Origin of the sequence: Salinibacter pepae (genome assembly GCF_947077775.1) — a bacterium.
Taxonomy (GTDB): domain Bacteria; phylum Bacteroidota; class Rhodothermia; order Rhodothermales; family Salinibacteraceae; genus Salinibacter; species Salinibacter pepae.
The window spans coordinates 2579299-2594585 of record NZ_CAMTTE010000001.1 but is presented as its reverse complement, the minus strand read 5'-3'; the positions used below and the strand labels follow the sequence as shown (position 1 = coordinate 2594585).

The following is a 15287-nucleotide window of genomic DNA, read 5'->3' as shown; positions in this document are numbered from 1 at the left end:
CGTTCCAAACATGCTCCTCGCCCTCGACGTCGGAAACAGTGCCGTGAAGGCGGGCCTTTTCTCGGGCGATGCCCTCGTCCGCGTCTTCTCCATCGATCCTCCGGACGGCGACGCGACGGACGCCGCCTACTGGCGAACGGAGCTCGCCTCGGCCCTCGCCGACGCGACGGTCGAGCACGCAGGGCTCGTGTCCGTCGTCCCCGCCCGCACCGACGCCGTGGCCCGCGGGCTTCGGGGCGTCGTGGACGCCCCTTTGACGATCGTTGCCCCCGAAATGACCCTCCCCTTCACGCTCGACTACGACACCCCCGATACGCTGGGCACCGACCGGCTGGCCGCGGCGGCCGCCGGGTGGACCCAGTACGGGCGCGACGCGTCCCGGAGCGTCATCGTGGTGGATGCCGGAACGGCCGTCAACTACGAGGTGGTGCACCGGAACGGCACCTACCGGGGCGGGGCGATCGGGCCGGGGGCCGCCCTCATGCGGAACGCCCTTCGGGCCGGCACGGCTCAGTTGCCCGACGTTCCCCTGCACCTTCCGGAGACGCCGGTCGGCCCCTCTACGCAGACGGCCCTACAGAGCGGCATCTTGTGGGGCCTGATCGACAGTGTCCAGGGGATGGCCGCCCGCCTCGCCGACCGGCTCCCCGACGCGCCCCGGCTCGTCCTCACGGGCGGCTGGGGCGGCCTCCTCGCCGACCGGCTTACGATCGAGGCCACGCACGCGCCCCACCTCGTGCTGCGCGGCGTGCGGCTGCTTGCGGAGGAAAACCGCGCATAGCCCTCGCCCGCTGGGGCGGCGTGCCGGTGCTATGCCTGCAGCGTTCCCTGTTCCACCAGGCGGAGCAGCTCCTGAATCCGCGACATCACCATCTGGATGGCCACCTCGTTGTGCCCGCCCCGGGGAATAATGATGTCGGCCTCCCGCTTCGAGGGCTCGACGAACTCGAGGTGCATCGGGCGGACGGTTCGCTCATACTGGCGCAGAATGCCCTCGATGGACCGATCCCGCTCCTGCATGTCCCGCCGGATGCGGCGCATGAGCCGAATGTCGTCGGCCGCGTCGACGTAGATCTTGATGTCCATCCGCTCCTCGAGGGCCGACTCGGCCAGCACGAGGATGCCCTCGATGATGATGACCGGGCGGGGCTCGACCGTCTCGGTCTCGTCGTGGCGCGTGTGCGTGGTGAAGTCGTACACCGGTTTCTCAATCGCCTCCCCCTCAATGAGGCGGTCGAGGTGCTCGCGCATGAGCGACGTCTCCAGCGCATCGGGGTGGTCGAAATTAAACTGCGCCCGCTTCTCTCGGGAAAGGTGCGAGAGGTCGTGGTAGTACGCGTCGTGGTCGAGGATCGCAATCGGGTCGGCCCCAAACTCTTCGAGGATGTGGTTCAGGACCGTCGTCTTGCCCGATCCGGACCCACCGGCAATGCCAATAACGACCGGGGGGGTCATGGGCATCGGGACGCGAGGGGCAGGCATGCGCAGGCAGTAGGCGAGTCAGGACGGGGGCCGGGACGGCCCCACCGAGCAATTGGGGCTAGTCTTGTACCATAATGATTTCCCACGTTTTCGTGTCCTCGTCGTAGGTGGAGGCGTCTTCGTCGAACGTAAGTTCGTCGGACTCCTCTTCCGACCACTCCCGAAGGTCCTCCATCTCCTCGGCCGTCTCCTGCACGATGAAGTTCACGAACTGGCCGCGCTGCACCTCCAGGTCTTCTCCGGTGATGGGCACGCGCTCCCCGTCCTCGACGCGCTCGAACTGCACCTCAACGCGGGCCGTGTACGTGTGCTCGTCGGTCCAGGCGTTCCGGTGCACCTCAGGCAGCAGGTCCCACACCCACCGGTCCTCGAGGCTTTCGTTGAGCATGGGGCTGATGATGGGCCGCCAATAGTCGGCCACCGGCCCCACGTCCGGCAGGGACGCCTCCATGCCGAGCTGGTAGTTCGGGATCAGGTCGTCGGGGCGCAGGAGCCCGAACAGCCCCGACAGGATCACTCCGTTTTCGAGGAGGCGACGCTGCGCCCCCGTGGGGAGGTTTGCGAAGTCCATGGCGGCGTACATCACGCCCGGACTGAACCGGTCGAGGGCCGACATGAGCGGGGCATCGTAGATTTCGTCGTTGACGCGGATGGCCTCCTCCAGCTCGTAGCCCTCCACCCCAAACACCTCGCCGAGCGCCTCGTCGCCTTCCTCGTCGACCACCGCCTGCAGGGTGTCGATGAGTTCGCGCCGGTCGGGGTTCAGGTCGTCGAAATAGTTGAACGTCCCCGATGTGCGGTAGTCAAACATGTCCGGGGCGAACGGATTTCCGCCGGGCTGCTTCTGGTCGGCGGGGGAGAGCAGGACGGTCAGGTCTGGCATGTAGGGGGGTGGGTCAATCGATGGCGACAGAATGGAGAGCGGGGCCGAAGAGAAGGGTGCCCCGGCACGAGACGGAAGTCAGTCTGCGTCGTCGGCCTGCGACGCCTGGCGGAGCTCTTCCATCAACGCGTCAATGTCGTCGCGGATGTGATCGGCTCGGGTTTCTGCGTCCTCGACGACGGCGGCGCTGTTGCGGCGCCCTTCGCTCTCCCCCCCGGATTGAAGGAGCCGACGGAACAGCATCCCCGTCTGGGCCGACAGTTGTTCGAGCTGATACGCGATGCGGCGGCGCGCGTCGGGGCCCCGCTGTGGGGCAAACAGCATGCCCAGGGCAAACCCGACAGCCCCGCCCGCCAATGCACTGCACACCCCAATTCGAGTCATGCGTTTCCGTGACGTCTCCTTCATGAACAATCGGCGTGCTGGGCGAGAAAACGTGTAGGGGAGCTGAATGGTGTTCTACCGCACAGCGACGGTCCAGTTTCTCTCACCAGGGGACCCGGCGCGGGTGCACGGCGGTCGCGTCCCCCGGCCGGAACGAGCCTCTTCCACAAATCTTCGTTGCGTTCCTCGTTGTGCCCGGGCGGGGGACAGGACGAAAAACGAACCCTTTTGGGCTCGGGGCTTTGAATATTATCGACCTCGTGCGTTTCTTGCAACACGTAATTGGGAATCTACACGGCCTTTGCCTACGCGCGTCGGCCGATCTTGCTGTTCCCCACCGACCGGGCCGGGGCCTCCCCGCCCGTCTCTGTGACGGTACCCCGCAGGTCGTACGCGTCGCCCTTCGTTGGGGCCTGAGGGTCGTTCCGGGCGTTCCGCCGGGAGCGATGCTCGGCGCGGCCTCGAACTGCCCCGCCCTCATTGACGACGAGCCTACGACGTATGCACGAAACCCCTTTCCCCATCTACGAAACGGGCTCCTTCCGCTACAACGCGGAGGGCCCCACCGACTCCCCCCTTCCCCCGGTCGTCCTCCTGCATGGCATGCTGGGGGACCTAAGCAACTGGGTCGACACCGTGGAGGCCCTCTCGGACAACGGCTACCGGGTGCTCGCCCCCATCCTTCCGGTCTACGACTTCCCGCTGTCGGAAACGGGGGTGCCGCGCCTCACGACGCACGTCCGGGACTTCGTGGATACGCTCGACCTGGATCGCGTCGTCCTCGTGGGCAACTCCCTTGGGGGGCACGTCGCCCTCCTGTACGCCCTCAACCAGGGGGAGAAGGTCCACGCCATGGTGCTCTCCGGGTCCTCCGGCATCTACGAGACCACAATGGGCTCGTCGTTCTTTCGGCGCCAGGACCGCGAGTTCATCCGGGACCGCACCGAGATGACCTTTTACGACCCGGCTCACGCCACCGAGGAGCTGGTCGACGAGATGCTCGAGATCGTGAACGATCGGCCGCGGGCCTTTCGGCTGCTCAAAATTGCCCGCTCGGCCGACGAGGAGACCGTCACGGAGCAGCTTTCGCAACTTGACATGCCGTCGCTTCTGGTGTGGGGCCGCGACGACATCATCACGCCGCCCGAGGTGGGAGAGGAGTTTCGGGATCGGATGCCGGACGCCCGCCTCGAGTTCATCGACAAGTGCGGGCACGCCCCGATGATTGAACACCCGGATACGTTTAACGCACTGACGCTCGAGTTCCTGGAGGAGCTCGCCGAGGAGGCCCCCCTCACGCCCCCGTCTGGCCGCTAGGGGCCCGCGCTGTCCAATCGGCCGGACAGCTGTGTGGCGAAGCGCACGCCGCCCCCCCTGTAGACGGCGCTCATCCGCAGAAGCGCCGACCGATTCCTGCCTGGCACACACATTGCAGGTTTTCTACGGCACAGCGTCGGTCGCGTGCGCGGTCACGTTGTGCGGGACGTTACAGTCCCTAGGAGGCCTCCATCCTTGCCGGGCAGGTGCGTCTTTGGGTGAGCGCATCTGCCCGGCTTTTTTTGTGAGGGGTGCCGCGAGCGCCACCGAAGGGCCTGCAGGCACCGGGACCGCCCGATGCATTTCTTTTGTTTGGTACAGAAGTTATGGTGCAGGCCGTCCGTGTGTCTGTGGAACGAACAAGGGCTCGCGCTCTTCTTTTGGCGTTCGCCCGTGCCGCAGCACCGTCCCGGGACACTTTTCGCGGCTCGTCGTATAGAGAATCACGAAACGGGACCGTACGGGGGCGCGGGCACTCATCGATCTTCGAACAACACGGCTAGGTGGTCATCATGGCACGCGGAGTCAACAAGGCTATTCTCATCGGCAACCTCGGCGACGATCCCGAACTGCGGTACACCGGCAGCGGGACGGCGGTCTGCAACATGTCGCTCGCGACCAACGAAACCTACACCGATAGCGACGGCAATGAGGTGCAAAACACCGAGTGGCACGACGTCGTGGCCTGGGGGCGGCTCGGAGAGATCTGCAACGAGTACCTTGACAAGGGCTCCCAGGTCTACTTCGAGGGCAAGCTCCAGACCCGCTCTTGGGAGGACCGCGACAACAACACGCGCTACTCGACGGAGGTAAAGGCCCAGGAGATGATGTTCCTCGACAGCAATCGCCAGGGCGGGGCGGACATGGACGGCTTCGACCAGACCCGTGGGGACGACTCCCTGGACCAGACCCGCCAGGAGCAGCCCGCCGGCTCTTCCGGCCCGCAGCCCGGGCAGCAGGCGTCGTCCGGGGGCGAGGACGAGGACACGTTCGAGCCGGACGATGATCTTCCGTTTTGAATACGACGATCTTCTAGTTGGGGATCGTTCCGGCACAGCTTCCCGCCATCGTGCGTCTTGAGAGGTGAGAGGAGGGAGGTCGAGATTGCCTCGGCCTTCCTCCTCTTCGTGTGTTTGTCCGTCCGCCGTCTTGCCCTTTCGGGGTCTTGCCCTTTCGGGATCGTGCCTCGTGGCATCGGGGACGCGGACCCGGAGACCGCCTTTTTCCGCGGCCTCCCCCGGCGATTTGTTGCAGCTTCGTTTGCAGATTGCTCCTCTGCGGTCGATCTTTTGCATTGTATGCTCGTTGCGGTAGGGCGACAACGCAACAACCACACTTTGTCACGGCCCTCAATTTGGGCCCACTGTCTCCTTCAGACCCCAGTACAATGAGCATCGCCTCTTACCTGTCCGAGGACCTCGGGACCTCCGTCGAATTCGAGACGTTCCGGGACGCCTTCCAGAAGAAGCTCCACAAGGTCTTCCGCATGCGCGGCGACTTCGATGCGGTCAGTACGCAGCGTGGCCTCCCGCCGTTCATGATGCGGGAAATTCAGTCGATGACTCCGCTCTCGGTCTTTATCCCCGAGGAGTATGGGGGACGGGGCGGCCACGTGCACGAGTGCCAGTCCATCCTCGCCACGGCCTCCTACGAGTCGCTCGCCCTCTCCCTCACCCTGGGCATCAACGGCGCCCTGTTCCTGCAGCCCCTCACGAAGTACGGCGCCGAGTCCATCAAGCCCCCAATTTTTGAGCGCTTTATTGAGGAAAAGAACCTGGGGGGGCTCATGATTACGGAGCCGGACTACGGGACCGACGCCCTCAGCATGGAGACGTCCTACACGGAGACAGGGGACGGCGACTACCACCTCACGGGCACGAAGCACTGGGCCGGCCTCACGGGCTGGGCCGACTTCTGGCTCGTCACGGCCCGGCGTCAAGGCGCCGACGGCGACCTGGGGCGCGACATCGACTTCTTCGTCGCCGACATGAACCAGCCCGAGCAGATGATCGAGGTCGAGGAGTTCTACGAGAACCTGGGCCTCTACATGATTCCGTACGGGCGCAACCACGTCGACATTCAGGTGCCCGGCCAGCATCGTCTTCAGCCCAAGAGCACGGGCATCAAGATGATGCTCGACATCCTGCACCGGAGCCGGATCGAGTTTCCGGGGATGGGCATGGGCTTCCTCCAGCGCATTCTCGACGAGGCGCTGGCGCACTGCAAGGAGCGCTTCGTGGGCGGCAAGTCGCTCCTCGAGTACGACCAGGTGCAGCGCCGCGTGGCGGACATCCAGGCCGCCTACACGGCGTGCTCGGCCATGTGCCTCCACACCAGTGAACACGCCCACACCGACAACAACCTTGCCGGCGAGGCCCTCTCGGCCAACGCCACCAAGACGGTGGTAACGGACCTCATGCAGAACGCCGCCCAGTCGCTCCTGCAGCTGACCGGGGGCAAGGGCTACCGGCTCGACCACGTAGCCGGCCGCTCGGTGGTCGACAGCCGCCCGTTCCAGATCTTCGAGGGCTCGAATGACGTCCTCTACCAGCAAATTACGGAGTCGATTCTCAAGTCCATGCGCCAGGCGAAGGAGCGCAACCTCCGCTCGTTCCTGGAGGACCACGACCTGACGGCCCGTGCAACCGATTACTTCTCCGGGGCGCTCGACTTTGAGGTCGACCAGTCGCTTCCGCAGCGCAAGCTCGTGGACCTGGGGCGCGTCCTGGGGCGCGTCGTCACGATGGAGATGGTCATCGAGCTCGGCGATCGGGGCTTCCGGAGCGACCTGATCTCCAACTGCCTGCAGTCGTTCCAGGAGAAGGTCGAACGCCTGCTCGCCTCGTACGGACGCTCACAAACGCCGTCTGTGATCGACGACTACGTGGAGGGAAGCGCGTGGCTCGACTTCGTAAAGGCGTAGTCCCAACCCGTGCCGCTGCGGATTTTGAAAGCCGGACGCGGTCCCCTCTGCGGCCCCTGCTCATCCTCTTGTTTGCCCACCGCCCTGCCTCCTCATGTCTGCCCGCTTCGGTGTCGTCGTCTTTCCGGGGTCGAACTGTGACCACGACGCCTACCACGCCGCCCACGACGTCTTCGACCAGGAGGCACGCTTCATCTGGCACGAGGAGGCGTCGCTCGGGGACGTGGACGTGGTGATCGTGCCGGGCGGGTTCTCGTACGGCGACTATCTGCGGTCCGGCGCGGTGGCGCGCTTCTCGCCCATCATGCAGGACGTGGTGCGGTTCGCCGAGGACGGCGGGCTCGTATTTGGCATCTGCAACGGGTTTCAGGTGCTCTGCGAAGCGGGGCTCCTCCCCGGGACCCTCATGCGCAACGAGTCGCTCCGCTTCGTCTGCAAGGACACGCCGCTCCGCGTCGAAAACGCCGGCACGCCCTTCACAAACGCCCTCACGGAGGGGCAGGTCGTCACGATTCCGGTCTCCCACGGCGAGGGCCGCTACTACGCCGACGAGGATGTGCTCGCCCGCATCGAGGCCAACGACCAGGTGCTCTTCCGCTACTCCACGGCGGAGGGCGCGGTCACCGACGCGGCCAACCCGAACGGCTCGGCCCGCGGCATCGCCGGCCTCGTCAACGAGGCGGGCAACGTGTGCGGCCTCATGCCGCATCCAGAGCGGTGCGTAGAGTCGCTGCTCGGAGGGGACGACGGTCGGCTCATCTTCGAGTCGCTCCTGAACCACGTCTCTACCGTCGCGGCGTGATGCGTGAGCCGTGATGCGTGAGCCGTGAGGGGTCTCCTCTAGAGCCCTCCGCATGTCCTGCGGCTTGTCGGCACGCGTTTGCGCCCCCCGAATGGAGCGTCTGCTTCAGGCCCCCATCACGCTCGCGCTGCTGCTCTCCAACCTAGGCGTGAGTCTGTACGCCTTCACCGACCCGTCCCTCCTCCGCGAGCTGTCCTTTCGCCCCCATCGCATCCGGACCCACCGGGAGGGCTACCGGTTTCTCACGGCCGGGTTCGTGCACGCCAGCGGCACGCACCTGGCCTTCAACATGATCACGTTCTACTTCTTCGGGCCCCTGCTGGAAGGGATCCTGGGGATCGGGGCGTTCTTGCTGCTCTACTTCGGCTCCGAGCTAGCGGCCCACGCCCTTACGTTCGCCGCGCACCGCGACGATCCGAACTACTCGGCGGTCGGGGCGTCGGGCGCCATCAGCGGGGTCGTGTTCGCGTTCTGCGTGTTCTTTCCGCTTCGCAACCTCTACCTGTTCTTCGCGCTGCCCATCCCGGCCATTCTCTTTGCGTTCGGGTACGTGTTTGGGTCGATCTACGCCATGGGAGGCAGCAGCCGGAGCGGTGCCCGCGGCAGCGTGGGCGACTGGATTGCGCACGAGGCCCACGTGGGGGGCGCACTCGCGGGCGTCGTGCTCACAATCCTGCTGGAGCCGCGCTCCGTGCAGGTCTTTCTGGAGTCGTTCCGGCAGCTTCTCGGGTAGCTTAGAGCACCCGGGCGCGCAGGTCGGCCCAGTCCGAGAAGGCGAAGCCCCGCTCGTTCGTCGAGTGGCCGTTGGTACCATTCCGGGCGTACCACGCCACCCGCCACCCCACCGGCTCCGCGCCCTCCACGTCGGACCAGTAGGAGTCCCCCACGTAGAGCACGTCCTCGTAGGCGACCCCTGCCGTCTCTGTGGCGTGGTCGAAGGCGTCCGGGTCGGGCTTGAGGACGCCAACGTCCTCACAAATCACGAGGGCGTCGGACCGCTCGCGAAGCAGGGGAAACCGGTCGAACTTCTTCTCTTGCACCTCGGCGAAGCCGTTCGTGATGACGCCCACCGGGTGCCGATCGGCGATGGCCTCAAACGTCTCTCGTGCCCCCGGAATAAAGGCCCAATGCTCGGCGTAGCGCTGCATGTAGTGCCGGGCAACAAGGGTCGCGTCGGCGTGGGGGGCATCCACTGCCTCCAGCAGCCGCTCGAAGCGCTGCTGCTGCACGGTCCGCTTGTCGATCTCCCCGTCGGCGTACCGGCGCCAGAGCGGGGCGTTGATGGTGTGGTAGGTCTCCTGCAGCTCGTCGACCGAGAGGGCGCCGAAGACAGTCAGATAGCGGGTCCGCACGTCGGCGAGGGCCTGCCGCTCGGCCGTCTGGTGGTCGAGCAGTGTGTCGTCGAGGTCGAAGTACACGAATTCAGGGTCCATCGTCGGAGGGACAACGTTCGGGTTCGAGGGGCGGGCGTCGGTGTGCAGTCGGCCGTTCGCGTCTTCAGTGGTTCTGGAAAAGGGGCGCCTCGAACATCGCGTATTCCTTGTCGACGACGGCCCCCAGGGACTCGACGTGGTTCTTGAGTCGGTCGTTCGTATCGAGGACCCAGCTCATCTCGCAGGCCGCGTAGCCGTTTGCCGGTCCATTCTCGATGGTGGCGAGGACGAGCATGCTGTCCAGCCCTTTGCCCTGATAGTCCTTCCGGATGCCCATCAGCGGCATGCGACACTCGTGAATCCCGTACTGCATGTGGAGGAACAGCGTTGTGAGGCCGGACGGCACGCCGTACGGGAAGAGGCGCCCGTCGGGGACGTGCCGCAGCGCCTGGTTCACGTCCGGGAGCGCGACGGAAAAGCCGACCGGCGTGCCCTCGTGCTCGACGAAGAAGACGATCTCCGGGTCGACAATCTGCTTCAGCTCGTCGGCGAGCTGCTGGAGCTCCCCCTCCGTCATGGGCACGAACCCCCAGTTGTCGGACCACGCGTCGTTGTAGATGTCGCGGACGGTGCGCACCTCCTCTTCGAGGCGATCCATGTCGAGTGTGCGCAGCGACAGGCCCGGCGTGCGCCGCTTGACCAGATCCACGCCGCGCTGCAGCCGCTCGTACTTCGCGTACTTCTCGTGGAGGTAATACGCCCACATCGTCATCGCCCGCCCCAAGCCGTAGCGCTCCAGAAAGGCCTCGTGGTACGGCGGGTTGTAGGGCATGAGCAGGGACGGCGCCCGGTCGAACCCGTCCACCAGCAGGCCGGCGGTGTCGTTGAGCGACGGGTTGGCCGGGCCGCGCATGCGGCGGAGGCCCTGCCCGCGGAGCCAGTCGGCGGCGGCGTCGAGGAGCGCCTCGGCGACGGCGTACTCCTCCACGCACTCGAAGAAGCCGAAGAACCCGGTCTCGTCCTCGTGCTTCTCCAGGTGCATGCCGTTGACGATGCCCGCGATGCGCCCGACGACCGCGCCGGAGGCATCCTCCGCCAGAAAGAGCTGCATGTCACCGTGCTCGAAGAACGCATTCGAGGACGGGTCGAGCGTGTCCTTCACGTCGCGGCGCAGCGGCGGCACCCACTCCGGGTAGCGCCCCGGATAGAAGTCGTAGGGGACGTCGATGAACCGTGTCCGGTCGCGCGCGCCACGGACGGGACGAACGGTCACGGCGGAAGTCGGAGCCGGCATGCGGGACAAACGGGAGCTGTGGGAGGACCATGCGAAAACGCCGCCGCTTTCCGACGGCGAATCGGAAAACGACGGCGTCGTTACGGGCCGAACGGGGCCGCTGTTCAGGGGCCGACTACGCGCCCGCGGGGACCTCGTGGCCGTTCGTCCCGACTACGCCCAGCTTCTTGCCCACCTTGTGGAAGGCATCGAGAATCTGGTCGAGCTCTTCGTCGGTGTGCGTGGCCATGTAGGAGGTGCGCATAAGCGCCTGTCCCTTCGGCACGGCGGGCGGCACGACGGCGTTGACGAAGACGCCCTCGTCGATCAGCTCCCGCCAGAAGCGGAAGCACAGCTCCATGTCGCCGATGACGACGGGGATGATGGGCGTCTCGCTCTCCCACACGTCGAAGCCCAGGTTCCGGAATCCGTCGCGCATGTAGTCGGAGATCTCGTGCAGCCGGTCGAGCCGCTCCGGCTCGTCCTGAAGAATCTCGAGGGACTTCAGGACGGTGGCCACGGTCGACGGCGGCATCGACGCGCTGAAGACGTGGGTCGACGCTTCGTGCCGGATGTACTCGACCACGTCGCGGTCTCCCACGCAGAAGCCCCCGATGGAGGCAAAGCTCTTCGAGAAGGTGCCCGTGATGAGGTGGACATCGTCCTTGCGGCCGAACGTGGAGGCCGATCCGCGCCCGCCGTCGCCAATGACCCCGATCGCGTGGGCGTCGTCGAGCATGAGGGCCGCGTTGAACTCGTCCGCGAGGTCGAGCAGGTCGGGCACCCGCGCGATTTTGCCGCTCATGGAGAAGACGCCGTCCGTGGCGATGAGCTTGCCCGCGTCCGGGTGCTCCTCATGGGCCCGCTTGAGCATTTTGCGGAGGTGGTCAAAGTCGTTGTGACGGTACCGCCTGGTCTCCGCGAGGCTTTTCTGTGCCCCCGCATTGATGCAGGCGTGGTTGTCCTTGTCCGAGAAAATGATGTCGCCACGGCCCGCCACGGCTTCGAGCACCCCTTCGTTCGTCATGTAGCCGGTGGAGAACAACACAGCCTCCTCCTTCCCCATGAAGTCGGCGAGCTTCTCCTCCAGCTCCAGGTGCAGGTCGAGCGTTCCGTTGAGGAAGCGACTGCCGGTACAGCCAGTGCCGTACGTGGCCGTTGCCTCCTGGGCCGCCTCCTTCACGCGGGGGTCCGCGGTGAGCCCAAGATAGTTGTTCGACCCTGCCATCACCAGCTCGTCGCCGTTCATGACGGCCCGGGACCCTTCACTCTCTTCAATGGGCCGGAAGTAGGGATACAAGTCTGCCTGCTTCAGTTTGGCGTAGTCGCCCGACGGATCGAAGAAGCGGTGGCACTTCTCAAACAGAGACGGCTCTTCCTGGGCGGGAGACGCCTGCTCGGGCTCCTCGGGCCGGGTGGACTGGCGGGGGGGGCGATCGGGTGTCGTCATAAAAGCGGGAACGCAGTGGGTAGTTCAGGACGCGAAGGACGCAAGGGGTGTCGCGCGTTCGTGGGTGCCCGCGACTGGTCACGATTTTTCTGCATCTAAGTGTCGCCGCGCCGCTCCGAACGAAAGTAACACGCGACGCCCGGGGCTTCCCGCTGCGTGGAGTGTCACGGTTCTCGGGCCCGGCGGTTAACAAAACGTGATTGATCAGTACGTCTCGCGGCGCAGGGGTTTCACCAATTTCCGGCATCGAAGGGCTTCCATTCTCCCCCATGCCCAAAATTTTGGGGCAGTTTTACATCTTGTTCGCCGCGGGCGTGATCGGGCGCGCCGCTAAAACCGAAGGTGGAGGCGAACCCCAATGCCATTAATATCTCGCAAAGACGCCTCTTCGGGCGCCCGGGCGGTCCCGTTCTGCCGTCCCGCGACCACGGGCTCCCCCCCACTCGGACGCACGTCGAGCGCGACGTCCCCCACATTGAAGCTCAACAGGTGCGCACTGACGTACGCGTCCAGAACAGTGAGGGCGTAGAACAGGCCCGTGCCGAGGATCGACAGGTCGCGCCAGCGCCGATACTGATCGCGCTGGTCGCGGAGTTGACGCCCCCCGACGGTGCTGCTTTGCGGGTCGCCGCCCAGTCGCACAACGGCCTCGTCGTACGCCCCTTCGAACTGCCCGTACGGATTGTCCCCGCCATTTTCTTGCGCTCGGTTCCGTCCAATCACGTAGAGGTTGGCGTCCCGGAACAGGCGGTAGCGCCGGGTCAGGGTGTAGATGGCGTACCCGCCGCCCGCCAGGCCCGCGTAGACGAACGGCATCTTGTAGTACTGACGGTTGTAGAACTGCCCCCATCCGGGCGCGGCGGCCGCGCGCCAGAGGGCCCCGCGGGGGGAGTGATCCGGCGAAAATCCCTTCTTCTCCAGGATGGAGGCGCGCACGCTGTCCGGCTGCGCGGAGGCCGTGCCGGCGCTTAGGCTCGCTCCCAGGAGCACAACGAGCAGTCCCAAGCCGAGTCCGACACGGCGCATCTGGATCACAGGCACCCGATCGACGAACGAAACAACACGGTGTGTCCTCAGGAGAGGCGTCTCCCCCCGGCCGTTCACAGTCCTTGGCCGGGGGCCCGATCTCCCCCCCGCTTCAAAGCAGTGGCCCCCACCTACTCGCTCGCCAGGAGCTCCACGAGACGATTTAGGTCCTCCTCCGAGTAGTAAGAAATTTCGATCGTTCCCTCGCCGTCCTTCCGGTGCTGAATCTGCACCTGGGTGCTAAACCGGGACCGAAGCCGGTTTCGGAGCTCTTCGAACTGAAGATCGTCCCGGTCGGGGGCCGTCTCGGGAACCGCGGTTTCGTCGGTCCCCTCTGCTGCTTCGGAGTCGGTTGCCCCCTGGTCGTCGTGCCACTGGCGGGCCCGCCGCTCCACCTCACGCACCGACAGGTCCTCCGCGATGGTGTCTTCGAGCAGCGCCACCTGGGCCTCGTCGTCGTCCATTGCAATGAGGGCGCGGGCGTGGCCCATGCTCACCTGCTTGTCTCGGAGCGCGGCCTGAATGCGGGGCGGCAGGCGGAGCAGACGAAGGAAGTTGGACACCGTCGCTCGGCTCTTGCTCACGCGCTCGGCCACCTCTTCCTGCGTCAGGTCGCACTCCTCGACGAGGCGCTGGTAGCCGAGGGCAATCTCGATGGGGTTCAGCTCCTCGCGCTGGACGTTTTCGACGAGGGCCATCTCGAGCATTTCCTCCGAGTCGGCCTCGCGGATGAACGCCGGCAGGTGCTCCATGCCCGCCCGCCGGGCCGCCCGCAGGCGGCGCTCGCCCGAGATGATCTCGAACTCGCCGTCCCCCAGCGCCCGCACCGTAATGGGCTGGATGATGCCGATCTGCTCGATGGAGGCCGCCAGCTCGTCGAGGGCCCCCTCCTCGAACTCCTGGCGCGGCTGGTAGGGATTGGGGCGGATGCGCTCCACCGCCACCTCCGCGACACGCCCCAGCAGGCGGGTCCCGTCTTCGAACTGGTACAACTGACTCTGCTCCTCCGGTGCCTCGTCGGTTGGGCCCTCGCCGTCCCCCGACGCCTGCTCGTCCTGGTCTTCGGGCAGGAGCGCGTTGAGGCCTTTGCCTAGTGCTGATTTCTTACCCATGCGAAACCGGGGATCGACGAAAAAGGAGAGCGAAGCAATCAGGTGCGGCGATCGCAGCGTCCAGGGCTACATGGAGAACTCGTCGGCCGGCGTGGCGGCGTCCTCGTCGGCCTCGGACGACGCCCCGATCGCGTCCGACAGGGTTTCCTGGTCGCCAGCGGACGGCGTCTCGATGCTTTCCGCGTCGCCCCGGCCGTTGCTGTCCGGTGCAGAATCGAGGTACTCCTCGTTGTGGGCCAGAATTTCGCGGGCAAGGGCCATGTAGTTCTGGGCCCCGGTGCTCGACGCCTCGTACAACAGGGCAGGCTTCCCGAAGCTGGGCGCCTCCGAGAGGCGCACGTTGCGCTTCACGATGGTCTCGAACACCCGCTCGCCGAAGTACCGGCGCACCTCGTCGGCCACCTGGTTGGACAGGCGAAGGCGCGTGTCGAACATGGTCATAAGCACGCCCTCGATGTCCAAGTCCGGGTTCAGGTGCTGGCGCACAATCTTGATCGTGTTCAGCAGCTGCCCCAGCCCCTCCAGCGCGAAGTACTCGGCCTGCACCGGGATGAGAACCGAGTCCGAGGCGGTGAGCGAGTTGAGGGTGAGCAGCCCCAGCGAGGGCGGGCAGTCGATGACAATGAAGTCGTACTTGCGCCGGATGCGGGGCAGGGCGGCGCTCAGCAGCTTCTCGCGCTGGGTCTCGTCGATAATTTCAACCTCGGCGCCCACGAGGTTGATGTGGCTCGGCATCATGTCGAGGAACGGCATCGCCGTGCTCATCACCGCGTCGGACGCATCCACCTCCCCGATGAGCACCTCGTAGATGGAGTTGTCCACCTCGTCGGACTCGATGCCGATGCCGGAGGTGCAGTTGGCCTGCGGATCGATGTCCAGCAGGAGGGTGGGGTGCTCCGTCGCCGCCAGGGAGGCGGCCAGGTTGATTGCGGTGGTCGTTTTGCCCACCCCGCCCTTCTGGTTGGCGATCGCGATAACTTTTCCCATAGTAAACTACCGAAGACAATCTCGCTCGCAAAGAGGTTCGCCCGGCCCCACGCTCGACGACGGGCCCGGAGTGGGGCCCGGACATGACGACGGGTGGCTACAACCTACGAACCACGCCCCCCCAATGTCTACCCCCCGCGACCGGATCACTCGTCCCGGCACGGAGGTTTAGTACATGGTTCTTTTGGCCCGGCCCCTGGTCTTGGGACTGTCTCCCAACCGGCCGCTGCCGGCCAGTGTTCTGCCCACCGCGGGCGCCGTGCCGGCCCGGCTCC

The 15287-nt window shown here is 65.8% G+C and carries 15 protein-coding genes; 6 read left to right on the top strand and 9 right to left on the bottom strand.

Going from position 1 to position 15287, the window contains the following annotated elements; translation table 11 throughout:
• Window positions 1-10 precede the first annotated feature (10 nt).
• Window positions 11-781 carry a type III pantothenate kinase gene (locus OJA40_RS10775; protein ID WP_208427072.1) on the top strand — a complete coding sequence of 257 codons (771 nt, stop codon included), beginning with the start codon at window positions 11-13 and terminating at the stop codon, window positions 779-781.
• A gap of 29 nt (window positions 782-810) precedes the next feature.
• Here OJA40_RS10775 and udk read toward each other — a convergent pair whose 3' ends face one another.
• From udk to OJA40_RS10760, 3 genes are all read right to left on the bottom strand, one after another.
• Window positions 811-1455: a uridine kinase gene (gene udk / locus OJA40_RS10770; protein WP_272506867.1), complete on the bottom strand. Its 645-nt coding sequence runs from the start codon at window positions 1453-1455 to the stop codon at window positions 811-813.
• Between the two features lie 85 nt (window positions 1456-1540).
• On the bottom strand, window positions 1541-2365 hold the full coding sequence (locus OJA40_RS10765; RefSeq protein ID WP_208427074.1) for a YaaA family protein: 825 nt from the start codon (window positions 2363-2365) through the stop codon (window positions 1541-1543).
• A 78-nt stretch (window positions 2366-2443) separates the two neighbouring features.
• The gene (locus OJA40_RS10760) at window positions 2444-2749 is read right to left on the bottom strand and encodes a YtxH domain-containing protein (RefSeq protein ID WP_263808957.1); all 306 of its coding nucleotides are present in this window, start codon (window positions 2747-2749) and stop codon (window positions 2444-2446) included.
• A 501-nt stretch (window positions 2750-3250) separates the two neighbouring features.
• Between OJA40_RS10760 and OJA40_RS10755 the strand changes: the two genes are divergently transcribed.
• The 5 genes from OJA40_RS10755 to OJA40_RS10735 all read left to right on the top strand — a co-directional run bounded on the left by OJA40_RS10755 (window position 3251) and on the right by OJA40_RS10735 (window position 8524).
• Window positions 3251-4066, top strand: coding sequence for an alpha/beta fold hydrolase (locus tag OJA40_RS10755; protein WP_208427076.1), 816 nt, complete (start codon window positions 3251-3253; stop codon window positions 4064-4066).
• A 512-nt stretch (window positions 4067-4578) separates the two neighbouring features.
• The gene (locus OJA40_RS10750) at window positions 4579-5085 is read left to right on the top strand and encodes a single-stranded DNA-binding protein (RefSeq protein ID WP_208427077.1); all 507 of its coding nucleotides are present in this window, start codon (window positions 4579-4581) and stop codon (window positions 5083-5085) included.
• 368 nt (window positions 5086-5453) lie between these two features.
• Window positions 5454-6989 carry an acyl-CoA dehydrogenase family protein gene (locus tag OJA40_RS10745; protein ID WP_208427078.1) on the top strand — a complete coding sequence of 512 codons (1536 nt, stop codon included), beginning with the start codon at window positions 5454-5456 and terminating at the stop codon, window positions 6987-6989.
• A 94-nt stretch (window positions 6990-7083) separates the two neighbouring features.
• Entirely contained in the window at window positions 7084-7791 is a 708-nt protein-coding gene (gene purQ, locus OJA40_RS10740; RefSeq protein ID WP_208427079.1) for a phosphoribosylformylglycinamidine synthase subunit PurQ, read from the top strand.
• 91 nt (window positions 7792-7882) lie between these two features.
• On the top strand, window positions 7883-8524 hold the full coding sequence (locus OJA40_RS10735; RefSeq protein ID WP_208427305.1) for a rhomboid family intramembrane serine protease: 642 nt from the start codon (window positions 7883-7885) through the stop codon (window positions 8522-8524).
• 1 nt (window position 8525) lies between these two features.
• On the opposite strand, the gene OJA40_RS10730 is transcribed toward OJA40_RS10735, so the two are convergent.
• The 6 genes from OJA40_RS10730 to OJA40_RS10705 all read right to left on the bottom strand — a co-directional run bounded on the left by OJA40_RS10730 (window position 8526) and on the right by OJA40_RS10705 (window position 15012).
• Window positions 8526-9224: an HAD family hydrolase gene (locus OJA40_RS10730; protein WP_208427301.1), complete on the bottom strand. Its 699-nt coding sequence runs from the start codon at window positions 9222-9224 to the stop codon at window positions 8526-8528.
• A gap of 64 nt (window positions 9225-9288) precedes the next feature.
• Window positions 9289-10458: a hypothetical protein gene (locus tag OJA40_RS10725; RefSeq protein ID WP_263810614.1), complete on the bottom strand. Its 1170-nt coding sequence runs from the start codon at window positions 10456-10458 to the stop codon at window positions 9289-9291.
• Between the two features lie 115 nt (window positions 10459-10573).
• On the bottom strand, window positions 10574-11887 hold the full coding sequence (locus tag OJA40_RS10720; RefSeq protein WP_208427302.1) for an aminotransferase class I/II-fold pyridoxal phosphate-dependent enzyme: 1314 nt from the start codon (window positions 11885-11887) through the stop codon (window positions 10574-10576).
• Window positions 11888-12217: 330 nt separating this feature from the next.
• Window positions 12218-12913 carry a DUF5683 domain-containing protein gene (locus tag OJA40_RS10715; protein WP_263808961.1) on the bottom strand — a complete coding sequence of 232 codons (696 nt, stop codon included), beginning with the start codon at window positions 12911-12913 and terminating at the stop codon, window positions 12218-12220.
• Between the two features lie 131 nt (window positions 12914-13044).
• Window positions 13045-14025: a ParB/RepB/Spo0J family partition protein gene (locus OJA40_RS10710; RefSeq protein WP_263790584.1), complete on the bottom strand. Its 981-nt coding sequence runs from the start codon at window positions 14023-14025 to the stop codon at window positions 13045-13047.
• Between the two features lie 66 nt (window positions 14026-14091).
• Entirely contained in the window at window positions 14092-15012 is a 921-nt protein-coding gene (locus OJA40_RS10705; protein WP_011403290.1) for a ParA family protein, read from the bottom strand.
• Window positions 15013-15287 lie beyond the last annotated feature (275 nt).